The organism is Streptomyces tsukubensis (assembly GCF_003932715.1).
In the GTDB taxonomy this organism is placed as follows: Bacteria; Actinomycetota; Actinomycetes; order Streptomycetales; family Streptomycetaceae; genus Streptomyces; species Streptomyces tsukubensis.
The window spans coordinates 5,394,926-5,411,502 of record NZ_CP020700.1; the positions used below are offsets into that span (position 1 = coordinate 5,394,926).

Sequence of the window (16,577 nt, forward strand, 5' to 3'; positions counted from 1 at the left end):
GCTGCCCCGGCCTGCCTGTAAAGCCCGGGCCGGGGACCGTCAGGAGGGGATCGCGCGGCTGCGCAGCCGCCGGCCGGTGGGGCGCAGCAGCAGCGAGAGCGTGACGGCGCCGACCAGCAGGGCCCCCACCAGCGTCCCGACCGAATGCCCGGGGCCGAGGGCGACATGGGTCACATGGGCACCGAACAGAGCGCCCAGCGGGCCGGTGAGGAAGACCGCGCGGCGCTCCGGGAGCCGGTCGGCGAAGAGGCGGACGGCCGCCCAGGACAGGGCGAGGCCGAGCAGGACTGAGCCGATCGCTTCCAGCAGCACTGCTGATCACCTCACGAGCACGGAACGGGGGGTGCGGTCACAGCCCGTACTACCCCCTGGCCCGGCAGAACAACCCTCCGTGGCCGCTCCGTACCCCTCCGGTCCAGCCCCGTCCGGGGGCCGTTCCGGGGGGCGCCGGCGGTGATTCCGTACCTCCGTGGCTCCGTACGGTCACCACCCGGATGCCGGTCCCGGCCGGGGACCGCCGGGACGCGGCAAGGGCCCGGGCGGAACGCGGAAGGGCCCCGGCGGAAAGTCCGCCGGGGCCCCTGCCGGAGCGTCGGGTCAGAGCGCGGCGCCGAAGCCCACACGCCGCGTGGCCGACTCGCCGATCTCGACGTAGGCGATCCGGTCGGCCGGCACCAGCACCCTGCGGCCCTTCTCGTCCGAGAGGCTGAGCACCTGCGCCTTGCCCGCGAGTGCCTGGCCCACAGCGTCCTCGACCTCGGCGGCGGTCTGCCCGCTCACCAGAACGATCTCCCGGGGCGCGTGCTGCACGCCGATCTTGACCTCCACGGCTATGTCCCTCCGAACGGTCAGTGCGTTGCGCGATCACCGCGCCGTACCCAGCACACATTAGCCCGGCGGTGGGCCACCTCGGCCACGCCGGAGCACGCCATCAGCGAACAGCGGCGAAGGGACCGCCCCGGGTGCCGACGCGCGGCGACGCGGAAAGCAGGCCCGCCGCAAGGTGCGGGCGGCCCGGGGCGCGTCCCCGGCGGCGGACCGGGCAGCGGCCGACGGCCGCCCGGATCAGCGCTGGGGGCCTTCGGCGCCGTCCGCGCCGTGCAGCGGGAAGCCCGCGATACCCCGCCAGGCCAGCGACGTCAGCAGCCCCACGGCCCGGTCGCGCGGAATGCCCGTCTCACTGGAGAGCCAGTAGCGGGCCACTACCTGTGCCACGCCGCCGAGCCCCACGGCCAGCAGCATCGACTCGTCCTTCGACAGATCGGTGTCCCCGGCGATGACCGCGGAGATTGCCTCCGCGGTCTGCAGCGACACCCGCTCCACACGCTCGCGCACCGCGGGCTCGTTGGTCAGATCCGACTCGAAGACCAGCCGGAAGGCACCGCCCTCGTCCTCGACGTAGGCGACGTAGGCGTCCATCGTGGCCGCCACCCGCTGCTTGTTGTCCGAGGTCGACGCCAGGGCCGTGCGCACCGCCTGGAGCAGCGCCTCGCAGTGCTGGTCCAGCAGCGCCAGATAGAGATCCAGCTTGCCGGGGAAGTGCTGGTAGAGCACCGGCTTGCTGACGCCCGCCCGCTCGGCGATGTCGTCCATCGCGGCCGCGTGGTAGCCCTGCGCCACGAAAACCTCCTGGGCGGCGCCCAGAAGTTGGTTCCTGCGGGCTCGGCGCGGCAGGCGCGTGCCCCGCGGGCGCGCTGCCTCTGTCTGCTCGATGGCTGTCACGCCGCCTCCCAAAATCGTTCCGTGCGCGGTTGTCGCCGCGCCCGCCATCGTACTTTTGGGTAACCCGCCCGTGCGCGCCGCGGACGCAGAATTTCACGGACCGGACAGCCGCGGTAGCTCCCGATTCGGGGGCAAAAGGGGGCACGCCACCGGTAGCGCCGCACCCGCGGGGCCCGCTGTCACCTGCAGTCGGCGACGGGTCACCGATAGTCGTCCTCGTCCTGGCCGGCCGCCCTGGCCTGCTCGACGGCGTCGGCCTCGTTCGCCCGGTCGCGGTCGATCCGCGGCGGATCGTCGTGCTCGGGACGGACTTCCGTACGCTGCTCGGCGGCGTCGGCCTCCGGAACCTCCTCGTCCGGCCGGTTCGCCGTACCCGCGCCACCGGACGGCGCACCGGTCCCGGCCGCGTCTTCTTCTTCGCCGCTCTCGCGGCCCTCGTACGCCGCGAAGGCTTCCGGATCGCTGGGATCGACGACAGCCATTGAGGCACCTTCTCCCCGGCTCGCTCTCCTGGCCCGTCCGCCCGTCCCGTGGTCACGGTCCGCCGTCGCGGGCGAGTGCGGTCCCCTTTCCTTCTTCTTACGAGCGTAGGAGCAGACGTTCGGAGGCGCTATGCGATCCGCCGATCCTTGTGACGCCGAACACACGTTTCGCGGTGTGATCCTCTCGTAACATTGCCGCATGTCTTCGACCGAGCTGCCCGGCGCCCGCGCACCCCTCGTGCCCGTGGTGCCCGACCTCGTCGCCGTGCGGATCGCCGAAGGGGAGGAGCTGCGCACCGTCACGCTCCCCGGCCTCGGGCTCGCCGTCCGGGCCCGGCCGCCGGCCCGCACCGGGCTGCCCCCCGCCCTCTATCTGCACGGACTGGGCGGCTCGTCCCAGAACTGGTCGGCCCTGATGCCGCTGCTGGCGGACGTCGTCGACGGCGAGGCCCTCGATCTGCCCGGCTTCGGCGCCTCACCGCCGCCCGACGACGGCAACTACTCGCTCACGGGCCATGCCCGGGCGGTGATCCGCTATCTCGACGCCGCCGAGCGCGGGCCGGTCCATCTGGTGGGGAACTCCCTCGGCGGTGCCGTGGCCACCCGGGTCGCCGCCGTCCGCCCCGATCTGGTGCGCACCCTCTCCCTGGTCTCCCCGGCCCTGCCCGAACTGCGGGTGCAGCGCAGTGCCGTACCGGCCGGGCTGCTCGGCCTGCCCGGTGTCGCCCGGCTGTTCGGCCGGATCAGCCGTGACTGGCCGGCCGAGCGGCGCACGCGCGGTGTGATGGCGCTCTGCTACGGCGATCCCGGCCGGGTCTCCGATGAGGCCTTCGGTCATGCCGTGGCCGAGATGGACCGGCGGATGAAGCTGCCCTACTTCTGGGACGCGATGGCCCGCTCGGCGCGCGGTATCGTCGATGCGTACACACTGGGCGGCCAACACGGGCTGTGGCGTCAGGCGGAGCGGGTGCTCGCCCCGACGCTGCTGGTGTACGGCGGGCGGGACAAGCTGGTCTCGTACCGGATGGCCGACAGGGCGTCCGCCGCCTTCCGGGACTCACGGCTGGTGACGCTCCCGGACGCCGGCCATGTGGCGATGATGGAGTACCCGGAGACGGTTGCGCAGGCGATCCGGGACATGATCGACGACTGCGGCAGGAGCTGATCGGGGCCCGTGGGACGACACAGCCGTAAGGGCCCCGCGCCCAAGTCCTCACCTCGTGCGGATTCCTCTCCTTCTTCTCCTTCCGGTTCCGCTGCTTTTTCCGCTCCGGCGGATGCGGGGCGTGCCTCCGAGGCCGGTCCTGACGCGGCACACGGTACGGGTGGGCGCGGTGCGCAGCCCGGGACGGACGCCGCCGCCTACGGCACGGGCAGTGGTCCCGCCGGTGCGTACGGCGCCGGGGGGCAGCCGGGGCAGCCCGATGGCGGGTACGGCCCCGGTGGCTACGGCACCGGCGGCGGTTACGGCGCGGGTCCGCAGCCCGGCGGCGGTTACGGTACGGGCGGGCAGCCCGCTCCCGGCTACCACCGGAGCGCCCACCAGCCCGGCGACTACGGCACCGGAGCACACCACTCCGCCCCCGCGGGCCCGGGCGGCTTCACCGCCCCGCAAGGACAGGCCGGACCTGCCGCACCCGTCGGCTACGGTGCCGAGCACACGGCCACCGGGTACGGCGTCCCGCAGGCCCGCGGCGGCCATCCCGAGCAGCACGAGCCCGGGGGCGGCTGGGGAGCCGGGCCCGGAACCGCCGTACCCCCGCACTCCGGGGCTCCCACCGGGCAGCTGCCGCGGCCGTCAGGTCCGCAGGCCCCGCCCGGAACCGCCGCGACCGGATCCCGGATACCGGGCCCGCGCCGGGAGTTCGTCGACGCATTCGACCCGTCCGGAGCGCCCGCGGACGGCACCGGCACGCTTCATGGAACCGAGGCGCCCGACGGTCGGCCCCGGGGCCCCCAGGCCCCCCATGACGGGACCGCCGCCCCCGCCGCCGTACCGGACCAGCGGACTCCGCTCGGCGGTACCAAGAGCCGTACCGTCACCGGTATCGCCGCCGCGGCCGTCACCACCGTGCTGGCGATCATCGTCGCCGGGCAGGTCGCCACCGAGAACGAGCGCCGCGAGGAGACCGGGACCACGGGCGACGAGCGCGCCGAAGACACCGGACCCGCCTCGCGCTCCGACAGCCGCGACACCCCGCCGCAGCCCGCCCTGCGCGATACCAAACCCCAGGCCCCCACGTACGAACAGCTGATGGCGACCCGCTTCCCCATCGACCGGGAGTTCACCGGCAGCGGCACCTTCCAGGCCGTCCCGGGCTTCGACAAGGCGCCCGGCAAGGGGAAAGTGTTCCGCTATCGGGTGGATGTCGAGAAGGGCCTGAAGATGGACGGCCTGCTCTTCGCCACCGCCGTCCAGCGGACCCTCAACGACCGGCGCAGCTGGGCCGGGAACGGCGAGAGGACCTTCGAGCGGATCTCGTCGGGCGAACCCGCTTTCGTGATCACCCTCGCCAGTCCGGGCACCACCGACGTGTGGTGCGCCAAATCCGGGCTCAACACCTCCATCGACAAGGTGAGCTGCGACTCCGCCTCGACGAGCCGGGTCATGATCAACGCCTACCGCTGGGGGCTGGGCTCGGAGACCTACGGGCCGGGCGCGATGTTCGCGTACCGGCAGATGCTCATCAACCACGAGGTCGGCCACCGGCTCGGCCACGGCCATGTGAGCTGCCGGACCGAAGGCGCCCTGGCGCCCGTGATGCAGCAGCAGACCAAGTCCCTGAACATCAATGACATCCGCTGCAGGCCCAACCCCTGGGTTCACCCGAAGGGCTGAATCCGTCCGCAGTCCCTGGGTGAAGGTGTGGCCTGTGCTTCACCATTGGTGACAGAGAGCGTTCATAGCGCGACAGAACGCTATCGCGCCAGGAAAGTTACGGGTTTTCACCCCTTCCGGTGGCGCGGCGGACAACCGTCCGCCGTACCCCCGTCGCACCGGCTTACGGTCGTTCCGCCGCGTGCCGCCGAGTTCAACGGCGGTGGTCGACAAGGGAGATCGGGGGTGCGTTCATGCGGATCGGACTGCTCACGGACGGTGGCTGTGAGGATGCGTCGGGTGGCTCGGCGGGCTGGTGCGACCGGCTCGTGCGCGGGCTCGCGCAGCACGAGTTCGATGTCTACGCGGGCCACGCCGTATGCGCCGGGGGAGCCTCCGGCGCGGATGGTGCGGGACGGTCCCCGGATCCCGGCGCCCGGTGCTCCCCTCTGCCCTGGTCCCCTTCGGGACTGCCGCCGCAGGTGCGGACGGTCCGGACCGCGCCCGCGGGGCCGGCGGCCCGCGACGGGGGTGCCGCGCTGGGCCGCCGGGGGCGCCGACGCTTCCTCGAACACTTCACGGACCTGGTGACGGCCGTCCGGGGTGCGGGTGCAGTGAACTCCGCGGCTGATCCGGCCGGTTCGGTCCGCCCCGCCGGTGCGGCGGGTGCGGCCCGGTTCGCCGAAGGGTTGTACGGGCTCGCGGCACTCGCCGCTGAACACGGCGGGCTCGCCGCCGCCCTGCGCTCCGAACCCGCCGTCCGGACAGTGGAATCCGTCTGCCGCACCCCCGGCGCACAACGGAGCGTGCACACCGCCGCCGTCACCGACTACCTGGCCTTCGCCGGGGAGTTGGAGCGGGCGCTGCGCCCCCTGTCCTTCGACTGGTACGGCGACGACGCACTCGGCTCCGTCGACCTCTGCCATGCCGTCTCCGGCGGCACCACGGCGCTGCCCGGCCTGTTGGCCAAACGCTTCTTCGGGGTTCCCCTGCTGGTCACGGAGTACGGGGTCGATCTGCGCGCCCACTATCTCGCCGGACACTGCGGAGGGCAGGGCGCCTCCACGGCAGCCGACACCTGCGGTGGGCACGGCGCATCCGCCGGACCGCTCGCGCCGGGCGCATCCGTCCCGCCCGGGGCGTCCCTTCCCCGGCTGAGTGCGCCGGTCCGCGCCCTGCTCGCGGCCTTCCGGCGGGCGCTCGCCGCCGAGGTGTACTCCCAGGCGGCCCTGATCACCCCCGGCGACGCCCGGATCCGCCGCTGGCAGCAGAAGTGCGGCGCCGATCCGGCGAAGCTGCGCACGGTCCACCCGGGGGTGGACGCCGAGCGGTACGCCGCCGTCGGCGAGGCCGCCGACCCGGGCGACCCGTACACCCTCGTCTGGGTGGGCCGGACCGGGCCCGGGAAGGATCTGGTGGGCCTGTTGCAGGCCTTCGCCGAGGTGCACCGGCGTGAACCGCGGGCCCGGCTGCGGCTGTTCGCCCGGCCCGCGGCGGGTGAGGAGGAGGCCTGCTACCTCGCCCACTGCCGGTCGCTCGCCGCCCATCTCTTCGCCGCCGGTGCCTCCGATGACCTCGACGTCCATCCCGCGGCCGCCGGTCCGGTCTCCTTCGAGCCGCTCGGATCCGACGGCGGCCGGACGACCGCCGAGGCCTGTGCGAGCGGTGCCGTCACGGTCTCCGCCAGCTCCGTCGAGGGCTTTCCGCACACCCTCGTCGAGGCGATGCTCTGCGGCCGGGCCACCGTGTCGACGGACGCGGGCGCGGTAGTCGAGGTCATCGGGGGCACCGGGCTCGTCGTACCGCCGCGCAGTCCGCGGGCCCTGGCCGATGCCTGCCTCGCGCTCCTCGGGGACCCCGCGCGGGCCGCCCGGCTCGGCGCCGCCGCGCGCTCCCGCGCGCTCGAACTCTTCACCGCCGACCGGAACACGGCCGCCTTCCGTGCGCTGTACCTGGAGGTGATCTCGCGCTCGCCGGTCCATCGCGACGCGGTCGGCGCGTACGGCGAACCGCTGCCGTTCGCCCGCCCGGCGGAGGCTCTCGTTCCGGTGGGGTGGGGCAGCAGCGCGCCCCAGGCCGGCGGGGGCTTGCCGGCGGGCCCGTCGATGGCCGGGGCGGCCGGGGGGCGCCCGTGGGCCGGGACGGTGGTCGGCGCCGGTCCGCTTTCCGGGTCCGGGTCCGGGTTCGGGTTCGGGTTCGGGTCAGGGGCGGGGGCGGAGGGTTTCGAGGGCGCGCTGTCCGGTGCGGCGGTCGGCGGAGGTGTGTGGTCCACCAGCGCGCCGACGTGGAGTTCGGTGCCCGGCCCGGCGCCGGACAGGAGCGCGTGGCCGGGTCCGGCGGTGGGTGCGAGCGCGTGGCACGGACCGGCGCCGGACGGGAGCGCGTGGCACGGACCGCTGGGCGTCGTGGTGAAGGAGGCCCGCACATGACCGCCCCCGGGACCGCGGGACGCGGCGGGACCCCGCAGACCGCCGGGAGCACCGGGCTCCGGGGAGCCTCCGGGCGCCCCGGCGAGGGAGGCCGTACCGCCGCCGTACCGCCGTCTTCCACCGGTCCCCGTTCCGCCGCGGACGCGCCGCGACCGCCGGTCAGCCACGGCGGCTGGGACGCCCGTTCCCACGCCCTGCTCGGCCCCCGCGGCGGATCCGGGCCCGCCCCCGCCGCCGTACCCGCATCGGGGAAGCCGACCGCGGCCGGGCCCCGCAGGTCCGCCGACCCCGTCAAGGCGCTGCTCCACCGCCACAAGGACCTGTGCGAACGGGCCGTCGACCCGCTGGAGATCGCCGCCGGGCTGGAAGCCCACGGCATCACCGACCGGATCGCCGCCCGCTTCCGGCACCGGGACGTCTTCTCCCTCGCCGAGGAGCTGTACGCCCGGGTCCCCGGGAACACCGCCGAACCCGCGCCCCGGCCCGGCCCGGAGAACCGTCCCGCCCGCGGCGCCGCCCTCGCACTGCTGCCCGGTACGGCCGCCGCGCTCGCCGCCACCGGCTGGACCCTCCTCGAAGGCCCCGCCCGTACGGCGGCCGCCCTCCTCGGCACGGCCGCCGTCACCACTGCCGTTCTGCTCTGTCTGCGGCAGGGCCCGCTGCGCGCCCGAGGGCGGCGGCCGGTCCGCGCCGTCCGCACCGGGGCCGTGCATACCGCGGTGCTCATCGCCTTCGCCGTCTGCGGTCCGGGGCTGACGGCCCGGCTCACCACGGGCGGCCCCGGGGACGCGGTGCTGTTCGCCCCCGGCCCGCCGGCCGCCCTGGCGGTCTCCGTCGCGCCCGCGGCCTGGTGCGCCGGACTGCTGGCAGCCGGGGCCCGGCGCACGCTGGGCGACAGCCGCAGACTCGACGACTTCGCCGCCGGAATGCGGCCGCTGCTGCTGGGCGTCGCCGGGCTCTACACCACGGCCCTGGCCGCGGTGGCCGTGGCGACCGGGCTGCTGCTGACCGACGGCAGTACCCCCACCACCGCCGTCACCCTGGGCCTGCTGCTCTTCACCGCCCGGCTGCTCGCCGTCCACGGCTTCCCGGAGGCCGCGGCCACCGGGCTCGGTGCGGCCTGTGCCGGGCAGGCACTCGCGATCCTCCTGCTGCTCGCCGGACGGCTTCCCGGACTCGGCCTCCTGGCCCGGCCGGTCGACGCGGTGACGGCGGCCTGGGGCCCGGGCGCGGTCTCCGCCCTGGCCTGCGGAGCGGCGGCGGGCGGACTGCTCGTCCACACCACCGCCGTACTGTCCCGGGCTTCGGCCCACACCTAGACGCCGACGGTTCCGGCGGACGGACGAGAACCCCCGGCAGGGGATCCGGAGCCCCCGCCCTCACCACGAGGCCCGGCCCCTCCGTACCCCTGCACCTGCCGCCCGCTGTCCCCTCCGTCCCGACCGCCTGTCCACCCCGCCGTCCGCATCCCGGACCGGGGCCACCCGCACCGCCGGGGCACCGAACCGTGCCCCGCGCGGCAGCACCCCGCACCACCCCGAACGACCGCTGTGTGCCGTACCACCGGCTCCGCCGGATCAGCCGTCGCCGCCACGGGCGCGACACCGAAGGAGAAACGCGAACATGATCCGCCAATCCCCAGCCAGGACCCGTCGTCAGGAAGGGGGCGTGCGATGAGGGTGCTGCTGCTCGGAGCCAACGGCTTCCTCGGCCGCTTCGTCGCCGACCGGCTGCTCGCCGATCCGGCCGTCCATCTGACCACCCTCGGCCGCGGCGACGACGCCGACGTGCGCTTCGACCTCGCGGGCGGCAGCCCCGGCGCCCTCACCCGCTTTCTGACCGCCGTCCACCCCGGCGTCGTCATCAACTGCGCCGGTGCCACCCGCGGCGGGGCCCGCGAACTCACCCGGCACAACACCGTCGCCGTCGCCACCGTCTGCGAGGCGCTGCGCCGCAGCGGCTGCGGGGCACGGCTGGTGCAGGTGGGCTGCTCGTCCGAGTACGGACCCTCGCAGCAGGGTTCGTCGACCGCCGAGGACGCGATCCCGCGGCCCGGCGGTCCGTACGGAGTCAGCAAACTGGCCGCGACGGAGCTGGTGCTCGGATCCGGTCTGGACGCGGTCGTCCTGCGAGTGTTCTCCCCGGTCGGGCCCGGTACCCCGGCCGGATCCCCGCTCGGGCGGCTCGCCGAGGCGATGCGGCGCGCGATGCAGTCCGGCGACGGCGAGCTGAAGCTCAGCGGGCTCGGGGTGCAGCGGGACTTCGTCGATGTCCGGGACGTGGCCCGGGCGGTCCACGCCGCCTCCCTCTCCGCCGCCCAGGGCGTGGTGAACATCGGCACCGGGCGGGCGGTACGGCTCCGGGACGCGGCGGCGGTCCTCGCCAGGGTCGCGGGGTACGCGGGTGCCCTCCATGAACTGGACACCCCGCCCGGACGGCCCGGACCCGGCGCACTCGGCGGCCCCGGCCCGCTGGGCCACGGCGGCCACTCGGGCCCGGTGAGCCACAGCAGTCACAGCAGTCATGGCGGTCATGGCGGTCATGGCGGGCCGGTGGGGCACCCCGGTCACGGAGGACACGGCCCCCTCGCCGGCCACGGCATCGGAGCGCCGCGCTCCGAATCCGTTCTCGAACAGCTCGCCGCCACCCCCGTCCCCTACCCGGACGGCTGCGGCAACTGGCAGCAGGCGGATATCCGCACCGCCCGCGATCGGCTCGGCTGGCGGCCCCGGATCAACCTGGAGGAGTCACTCGCCGATATCTGGATGGAGGCGGCATGCCGCATCTGAGCACCGGCGGCGGAGCGGCCCGGTGCACCGGACGGCGCGGGCCGGGAGCGGCCCCGGGCTTCGCGGGCGCTCCGGGAACCACGGAACTGCCGGGCTCCCGGAGCTCCTCGGGCGCCCCGGGTGCTCCGGTTGTTCCCCGTACTCCCGATGTTCCGGGTGCTCCTGATGTTCCGGGGGCTCCTGGCGCTCCGGATTCGGCGGGCTTTCCCGGTCGCCCAGGCTTCTCGGCTGTTCCGGTTGTTCCGGGTTTCTCGGGTGCCCCGAGTGTCTCGGGTGTCTCGGGTGTCCCGGGTGGCCCTGGATTCCACGGTCTCCCGGGGGCCGGGCGTGGCCGGGAGCGGTACTCCGATCCGTATCCGGGCGGCGGCACAGCGGCCGGGCCCTGGGGCCGGCTGCGGATCGGGGTGCCCGGGTACGCCCATCCACTGCTCGCCGCGGCCGAGTGGGCGGAGCTCACCCGGCCCGGCATCCCGCTGGACTGGGTCGTCCTCACGGTGGCCAACGGGCCCGGCGACCGCCCGGACCCGCACTGTCTGGCCGCTGCCGGACGGCTGGTCAACGCGGGGGTACGGGTCCTGGGCCGGGTCGATCTCGCCGGGGGCGCCCGGCCCCTCGGCGAAGTCGTCGCCGACGCCGACCGCTATGCCCAGTGGTACCGGGTCGGTGGCTTCCTGCTGGACCGCTGCCCGGCCGACCCCGCCGCTCTGGAGGCGGTACGACTGGCGGTGACGGCCGTGCGGACGGTCGCCGAAGGCGCCGGAACGCGGGCCGTGGGCGGCTGCGGACGGCGCCGGACCGGAAGCGGGGCCTGGGCCGGTCCCGGGAGTACGGGCCGGGCGGCCGGGACCGGGAACCCGGACGCGTACGTCGTCCTCGGCCACGGCAGGCATCCGCACCCCGCCTACGCGGATCTCGCCGACCAACTGGTCACCTTCTCCGGGCCCTGGGCGGACTACCGCTGGTCACAGGCGGCCCAGTGGACGGCCGACCATCCGCCGGAGCGGTTCGCCCACTTCGTCCACGGGGTGCCGCGCACCCATCTCGAAGAGGCCGCCCGGATCGCCCGCTGGCAAGGCGCGGCGACCGTCTTCTTCACCGACCGGCCGGGCGGCGACCCGGCCGGCTTCGGCACCACGCCCCCGGCAGCGGCCGGGGTCTCCGAAGCCTCCGGCGGACATTCCGGGGCATTCGAGAGCCTGCCCGGCTACTGGGACGAATTCGTCTCGCAGATCGGACCAGGTGTCTCGGAATGAGGAGGTGCGTGGCAGTGTTGACGGGAGAACAACCGTATTGACTTACCCACGCAACGGAGTCCCCGTGTCGCTGCCACCCCTGGTCGAGCCCGCCGCAGAGCTCACCGTCGACGAGGTCCGCCGGTACTCCCGCCACCTGATCATCCCCGACGTCGGGATGGACGGGCAGAAGCGGCTGAAGAACGCCAAGGTGCTCTGTGTGGGCGCGGGCGGCCTCGGTTCCCCCGCGCTGATGTACCTGGCCGCGGCCGGGGTCGGGACTCTGGGCATCGTCGAGTTCGACGAGGTCGACGAGTCGAACCTCCAGCGTCAGATCATCCACAGCCAGGCCGACATCGGCCGGTCCAAGGCCGAGTCCGCGAAGGACTCGGTCCTCGGGATCAACCCGTACGTCAACGTGGTCCTTCACCAGGAGCGGCTCGAAGCCGACAACGTGATGGACATCTTCAGCCAGTACGACCTCATCGTCGACGGCACGGACAACTTCGCCACGCGCTACCTCGTCAACGACGCCTGTGTGCTGCTCGGCAAGCCGTACGTCTGGGGCTCCATCTACCGCTTCGACGGCCAGGCCTCCGTCTTCTGGTCCGAGTACGGCCCCTGCTACCGCTGCCTCTACCCCGAGCCCCCGCCGCCGGGCATGGTCCCGAGCTGCGCCGAGGGCGGGGTGCTCGGAGTGCTCTGCGCCTCCATCGGCTCCATCCAGGTCACCGAGGCCATCAAGGTCCTCGCCGGTGTCGGGGAGCCGCTCGTCGGCCGGCTGATGATCTACGACGCCCTGGAGATGCAGTACCGCCAGGTCAAGATCCGCAAGGACCCGAACTGCGCGGTCTGCAGCGACAACCCCACCGTCACCGAGCTGATCGACTACGAGGCCTTCTGCGGCGTCGTATCCGAGGAGGCCCAGGAGGCGGCCGCCGGTTCGACCATCACTCCCAAGCAGCTCAAGGAGTGGATCGACGAGGGCGAGAACATCGAGATCATCGACGTCCGCGAGGTCAACGAGTACGAGATCGTCTCGATTCCGGGCGCCAAGCTGATCCCCAAGAACGAGTTCCTGATGGGCACCGCGCTCGAAGGACTGCCCCAGGACAAGAAGATCGTCTTGCACTGCAAGACGGGTGTCCGCAGTGCGGAAGTGCTGGCGGTCCTCAAGTCGGCGGGATTCGCGGACGCCGTCCATGTCGGTGGCGGTGTCATCGGCTGGGTGCACCAGATCGAACCCCACAAGCCGGTCTACTGACCGGTCCGCGGATGCTCCGCCGGACCGGCGGAGCAGCGCGAACGAGTGTGACCGGGCCCCCGGGGCGCGTCGGCCGACGCGACCCGGGGGCCCGCTCCGTATCGGGGCCGGGCCGGGGCGGCCGGGCCGTCAGGAGGAGCAGACCGTTCCGCTCCGGGGGACCGCGCCCTTCAGCAGATAGTCGTCCACGACCCGGGTCGCGCACTTCGAGAAGCCGTACGAGCCGTGGTTCTCGCCCTTGCTGGTGACCAGCACGCCGACCCCGGTGCCCAGGCCGTCCGCCATCTTCTTCGCGCCCTCCACCGGCGTCGCCGGGTCGCCCGTGGTGCCCACGACCAGGATCGGCGCCGCGCCCTTCGCCGACACCGGCGGCTTCTCCCATGCCCCGTCGACCGGCCAGCCGGCGCACCAGCCCGCGACGTCCCAGGCGAGATACGGGCCGAAGGCCGGGGAGACCGCGGTGAAGTCGGCCAGATGGCGCGAGGTCACGTCCGCGGCCGTCGGCCGGGAAGCGGAATCGGCGCACGATATCGCGCGCTGGGCATGGTCCTGGGTCGAGTAACGGCCCTTCTCGTCCCGGCCGGTGTACATATCGGCGAGGGCGAGGAGTTCGGTGCCGTCACCCTTCTCGGCCGCCTTCAGGGCATCCGTGAGATAGGGCCAGTACTGCTCCGAGTAGAGCGACTGGATGATGCCGGTCCGGGCCATGTGCTCGGTCAGCGCCCGGCCGTCTCCGGCGGGTATCGGCCGGGCGTCGAGCCGCTTCAGCAGCTTCACCGTGCGCGCCGTACCCTCCGCGGCACCGATGCCGCGGCTCTTGTAGTAGTTCTCCAGGGCCCGCTGGAAGCCGACGGCCTGGTTGCGCGTACCGCGGGCGAGATCGGCCGTCGGGTCGACCACGCCGTCCATGGCCAGCCGTCCGACCTTCTCCGGGAAGAGATGGGCGTACACCCCGCCCAGCTCCGTCCCGTACGAGAAGCCGAAGTAGTGCAGCTTCGCATCGCCGAGGACCTGGCGCATCAGGTCCATGTCGCGGGCGGTGTTCGCCGTACCGACATGGGGGAGGACCTTTCCGGACCGCCGGGCGCAGTCCGCCCCGAAACCGGTCGACGCGGCCATGAACGCGCGCTGTTCGGCCGGATTGTCCGGGGTGCTGTCGACCCGGTGGGAGGCGGCGATGGCCTTGTCGTCGCGGCAGACGACGGCGGAGCTCTCGGCGACCCCGCGCGGATCGAAGCTGACCAGATCGTAGGCCCCGCCGAACTTCTTGACGATGTCGTCGCCGCCGGGCAGCGCCGCGACACCCGAGCCACCGGGTCCGCCGAAGTTGAACAGCAGCGAGCCGACGCGCTTTCCGGAGTCCTTCGCCACGCTCCGGATCAGGGCGATGCCCAGCGTCTCGCCGTCCGGCTCCGTGTAGTCCAGGGGGACCTTCAGGGTCGCGCACTGCCAGCGGGGGCCCGGCTTCTCCGCGTACATCCCATCGGCCTTGACCGGCGCCTTGCACGCCGACCAGCGCGGCTTCTGCCCGGTCAGGGCGGCGGGCAGCGCGGCGGTGGTCACGGGCGCCCGGTCCGGATCCGCGGACGGCGACGGTGCCGTGCTCGGAGCCGTACTACCGCTTCCGCCGCTCGCGGCGGCCCCGGCGCGCTCGCCGGAACTGCCGCCTCCGCCGCTGTCCTTCGTGCAGCCGAAGACCGTCCCGGCCAGCAGCAGGGCCGCTGCTGTCAGGGCTCTCGCCCTGTGTTTGCCGTGCCCGATGTGCCCGATGCGCATGGTGCGTCCCCCCGTCGGGCCCGGCCCTTCACGGCCGCCGCCCGGATTTCGTACCCGTGCCGCCATCCTAGGCCGTGTCCGGAAAGTCCCGCCTGGCCCGCGGCGCCCGGCACGCGCACTCGCGATGTTGTCGGGACTCCCAAGTACGTCCAGTACGAGGGAGTCCCTCCGCCTTGCGATTGCACGCACCGGACACCGCGGGCCCCGCCCTGCGGGCGGACGGCGCTACTTTCCGGACACGGCCTAGGCACCGCTACTGACAGACGGTTCCCGCCGCCGGGACCCGGCCCTCCAGGAGGTAGGCGTCGACCGCGCCCTTCACACAGGTGCTCGTCGCGTTGTAGGCGCCGTGGCCCTGGCCGCGGTAGGTGATCTCCACCCCGACACCCGGGCCGAGGGCCTCCACCATCGCCCGGGCGCCCTCGTACGGCGTCGCGGGGTCACCGGTGTTGCCGATCACCACGACGGGGGCGGCACCCGGCGCCGAGACGTCGGGGTGCTCCCAGGTGCCGGGCACCGGCCAGTTGGTGCAGCCGAGCATGCCCCAGCCCAGATAGTCCCCGAAGACCGGCGAGGCCGCACGGAACTCCGGCAGCTTCGCCCGGGTCTGCGCCACCGAGTAGCGGTCCTTGGTGTCGACGCAGCTGATCGCGTTGAACGCCGCCCCCATGTTGTCGTACCGGCCGTCCTGGTTCCGGCCGTTCATCGCGTCGGAGAGGGCGAGCAGCAGGGAACCGTCACCGCCGTCGGCCTCGTCGACGCCCTGTTCCAGCAGCGGCCAGAACTGCTGCGAGTACAGCGACTGGGCGATCCCGTTCAGCGCCTGCGTCTGGGTCAGCTCCCGGCCCCCGCCGGCCGGGACCGGCCGGGCGTCGAGACGCTTCAGCAGATCGGTGATCTGGCCCTCGACCTCCGCCCGCGTCGTACCGGCGATCAGACACTGGTCGCCGCGGTCCACACAGTCCTGGGCGAAGTTGTCGAGGGCCAGCTGGAAGCCCTTCGCCTGGCCGAGCGAACCCTCTTCGGAGTTCTTCGTCGGGTCGACGACCGCGTCGAAGACCGCGCGTCCGACGTTCTTCGGGAAGAGGTGGGCGTACACCCCGCCCAGCTCGGTCCCGTAGGAGATGCCGAAGTAGTACAGCTTGTCGTCGCCGAGGACCTGGCGCATCAGGTCCAGGTCCCGGGCAGCGTTCAGGGTGCCGACATGGGGGAGCGCGCCGCCCGAGCGCTGCTTGCAGGCCGAGGCGTACGACTTCAGCCCGTCCGAGTACGCGGTGATCTCGGCATCGGTGTCGGGGGTCGCGTCGAGGGAGTAGAAGGCGTCGAGCTGCTTGTCGTCCTCGCACCGGACGGGGACGCTGCGGCCCACTCCGCGCGGATCGAAGCTGACCAGGTCATAGCGGGTGTTGAGGGCGGTGTAGTCGGTCGCGGCGGCGGGCAGCGTGGTGATTCCGGAGCCGCCGGGTCCGCCGAAGTTGAAGATCAGCGAGCCGATACGTTTCTGCGGATCGGTGGCCCGGGCCCGGATCAGGGCGAGGTCGAAGGTCTTTCCGCCCGGGTCCGCATAGTCGAGCGGTGCCTTGACGGTCGCGCACTCCCAGGCCGAGCCGCCGGGCGGCGGCTGGGGTGCCGCGCCGCCGCCTTCGGCTTCGGAGGGCGCCGGACACGTCTTCCACACCGGTTTCTGGCCGGTCAGCTCCTTGCCGAGGGGCGGGACCGGGTTCGAGGTGCCCGGTGAACTCGTCGTACCGGGGGTACTGGACGAGCCGGTCGGCGCGGATGCGCGGGACGTTCCGGACGCGGCCGCGGAGGCCGTGCTGGTCGTCCCGGCGGCCGGGTCCTGCGCCCGGTCCCGGCCGCCGCCGCCGGAGCAGCCCGCGGCCAGCAGGACGGACAGGGAGGCGGCGATGGCCGCGGCGTGTGCGGTCGCGGAGCGCACGGCGGTGGCTGAGGGAGGCATGCCGCCATCGTGCGCGCCGGGCGCCCGGCCCGCCCCCGCGGTGGTCCGGTCGGGTGGTATTCCGCAGTGATGACGGCGTGGCTCCCGCAGCCCACGGTCGGGGAC

General features: G+C 73.7%; 12 protein-coding genes and 2 pseudogenes. 8 read left to right on the forward strand and 6 right to left on the reverse strand.

Going from position 1 to position 16,577, the window contains the following annotated elements:
- Positions 1-39: 39 nt before the first annotated feature.
- From B7R87_RS22415 to B7R87_RS22430, 4 genes are all read right to left on the reverse strand, one after another.
- The gene (locus B7R87_RS22415) at positions 40-312 is read right to left on the reverse strand and encodes a hypothetical protein (protein ID WP_006346780.1); all 273 of its coding nucleotides are present in this window, start codon (positions 310-312) and stop codon (positions 40-42) included.
- A gap of 285 nt (positions 313-597) precedes the next feature.
- Entirely contained in the window at positions 598-828 is a 231-nt protein-coding gene (locus tag B7R87_RS22420; RefSeq protein WP_006346779.1) for a DUF3107 domain-containing protein, read from the reverse strand.
- A 237-nt stretch (positions 829-1,065) separates the two neighbouring features.
- A complete protein-coding gene (locus tag B7R87_RS22425; RefSeq protein ID WP_130584848.1) occupies positions 1,066-1,722 on the reverse strand; it encodes a TetR/AcrR family transcriptional regulator in 657 nt (218 codons plus the stop codon).
- A 200-nt stretch (positions 1,723-1,922) separates the two neighbouring features.
- A complete protein-coding gene (locus B7R87_RS22430; protein WP_006346777.1) occupies positions 1,923-2,204 on the reverse strand; it encodes a hypothetical protein in 282 nt (93 codons plus the stop codon).
- 199 nt (positions 2,205-2,403) lie between these two features.
- Here B7R87_RS22430 and B7R87_RS22435 point away from each other — a divergent pair, with 199 nt between their 5' ends.
- The 8 genes and pseudogenes from B7R87_RS22435 (at position 2,404) to moeZ (ending at position 12,736) form a co-directional block, all read left to right on the forward strand.
- A complete protein-coding gene (locus B7R87_RS22435; RefSeq protein WP_006346776.1) occupies positions 2,404-3,369 on the forward strand; it encodes an alpha/beta fold hydrolase in 966 nt (321 codons plus the stop codon).
- 9 nt (positions 3,370-3,378) lie between these two features.
- Positions 3,379-5,043, forward strand: a complete 1,665-nt coding sequence (locus B7R87_RS22440; protein ID WP_130584847.1) for a DUF3152 domain-containing protein — start codon at positions 3,379-3,381, stop codon at positions 5,041-5,043.
- 233 nt (positions 5,044-5,276) lie between these two features.
- Positions 5,277-7,451 carry a glycosyltransferase gene (locus B7R87_RS22445; RefSeq protein WP_130584846.1) on the forward strand — a complete coding sequence of 725 codons (2,175 nt, stop codon included), beginning with the start codon at positions 5,277-5,279 and terminating at the stop codon, positions 7,449-7,451.
- Complete coding sequence (locus B7R87_RS22450) at positions 7,448-8,770, forward strand: hypothetical protein (RefSeq protein WP_157997799.1); 1,323 nt, start codon at positions 7,448-7,450, stop codon at positions 8,768-8,770. Before B7R87_RS22445 ends, B7R87_RS22450 begins: the two co-directional genes overlap by 4 nt.
- Positions 8,771-9,124: 354 nt before the next feature.
- Positions 9,125-9,889: pseudogene (locus tag B7R87_RS22455) on the forward strand (NAD-dependent epimerase/dehydratase family protein); the annotation flags it as partial.
- 156 nt (positions 9,890-10,045) lie between these two features.
- A pseudogene (locus tag B7R87_RS34425) lies at positions 10,046-10,240 on the forward strand (reductase); the annotation flags it as partial.
- 404 nt (positions 10,241-10,644) lie between these two features.
- Entirely contained in the window at positions 10,645-11,493 is an 849-nt protein-coding gene (locus B7R87_RS22460; RefSeq protein ID WP_006346770.1) for a spherulation-specific family 4 protein, read from the forward strand.
- 64 nt (positions 11,494-11,557) lie between these two features.
- Positions 11,558-12,736 (forward strand): adenylyltransferase/sulfurtransferase MoeZ, encoded by a 1,179-nt coding sequence (gene moeZ / locus B7R87_RS22465; RefSeq protein WP_006346769.1) that lies wholly within the window; start codon positions 11,558-11,560, stop codon positions 12,734-12,736.
- Between the two features lie 129 nt (positions 12,737-12,865).
- Here the strand turns inward: moeZ and B7R87_RS22470 are convergent, their stop codons facing one another.
- Both B7R87_RS22470 and B7R87_RS22475 read right to left on the reverse strand, forming a co-directional pair.
- Complete coding sequence (locus B7R87_RS22470; protein WP_006346768.1) at positions 12,866-14,512, reverse strand: alpha/beta hydrolase; 1,647 nt, start codon at positions 14,510-14,512, stop codon at positions 12,866-12,868.
- A gap of 253 nt (positions 14,513-14,765) precedes the next feature.
- The gene (locus B7R87_RS22475) at positions 14,766-16,472 is read right to left on the reverse strand and encodes an alpha/beta hydrolase (RefSeq protein WP_130584845.1); all 1,707 of its coding nucleotides are present in this window, start codon (positions 16,470-16,472) and stop codon (positions 14,766-14,768) included.
- Between the last annotated feature and the right edge of the window lie 105 nt (positions 16,473-16,577).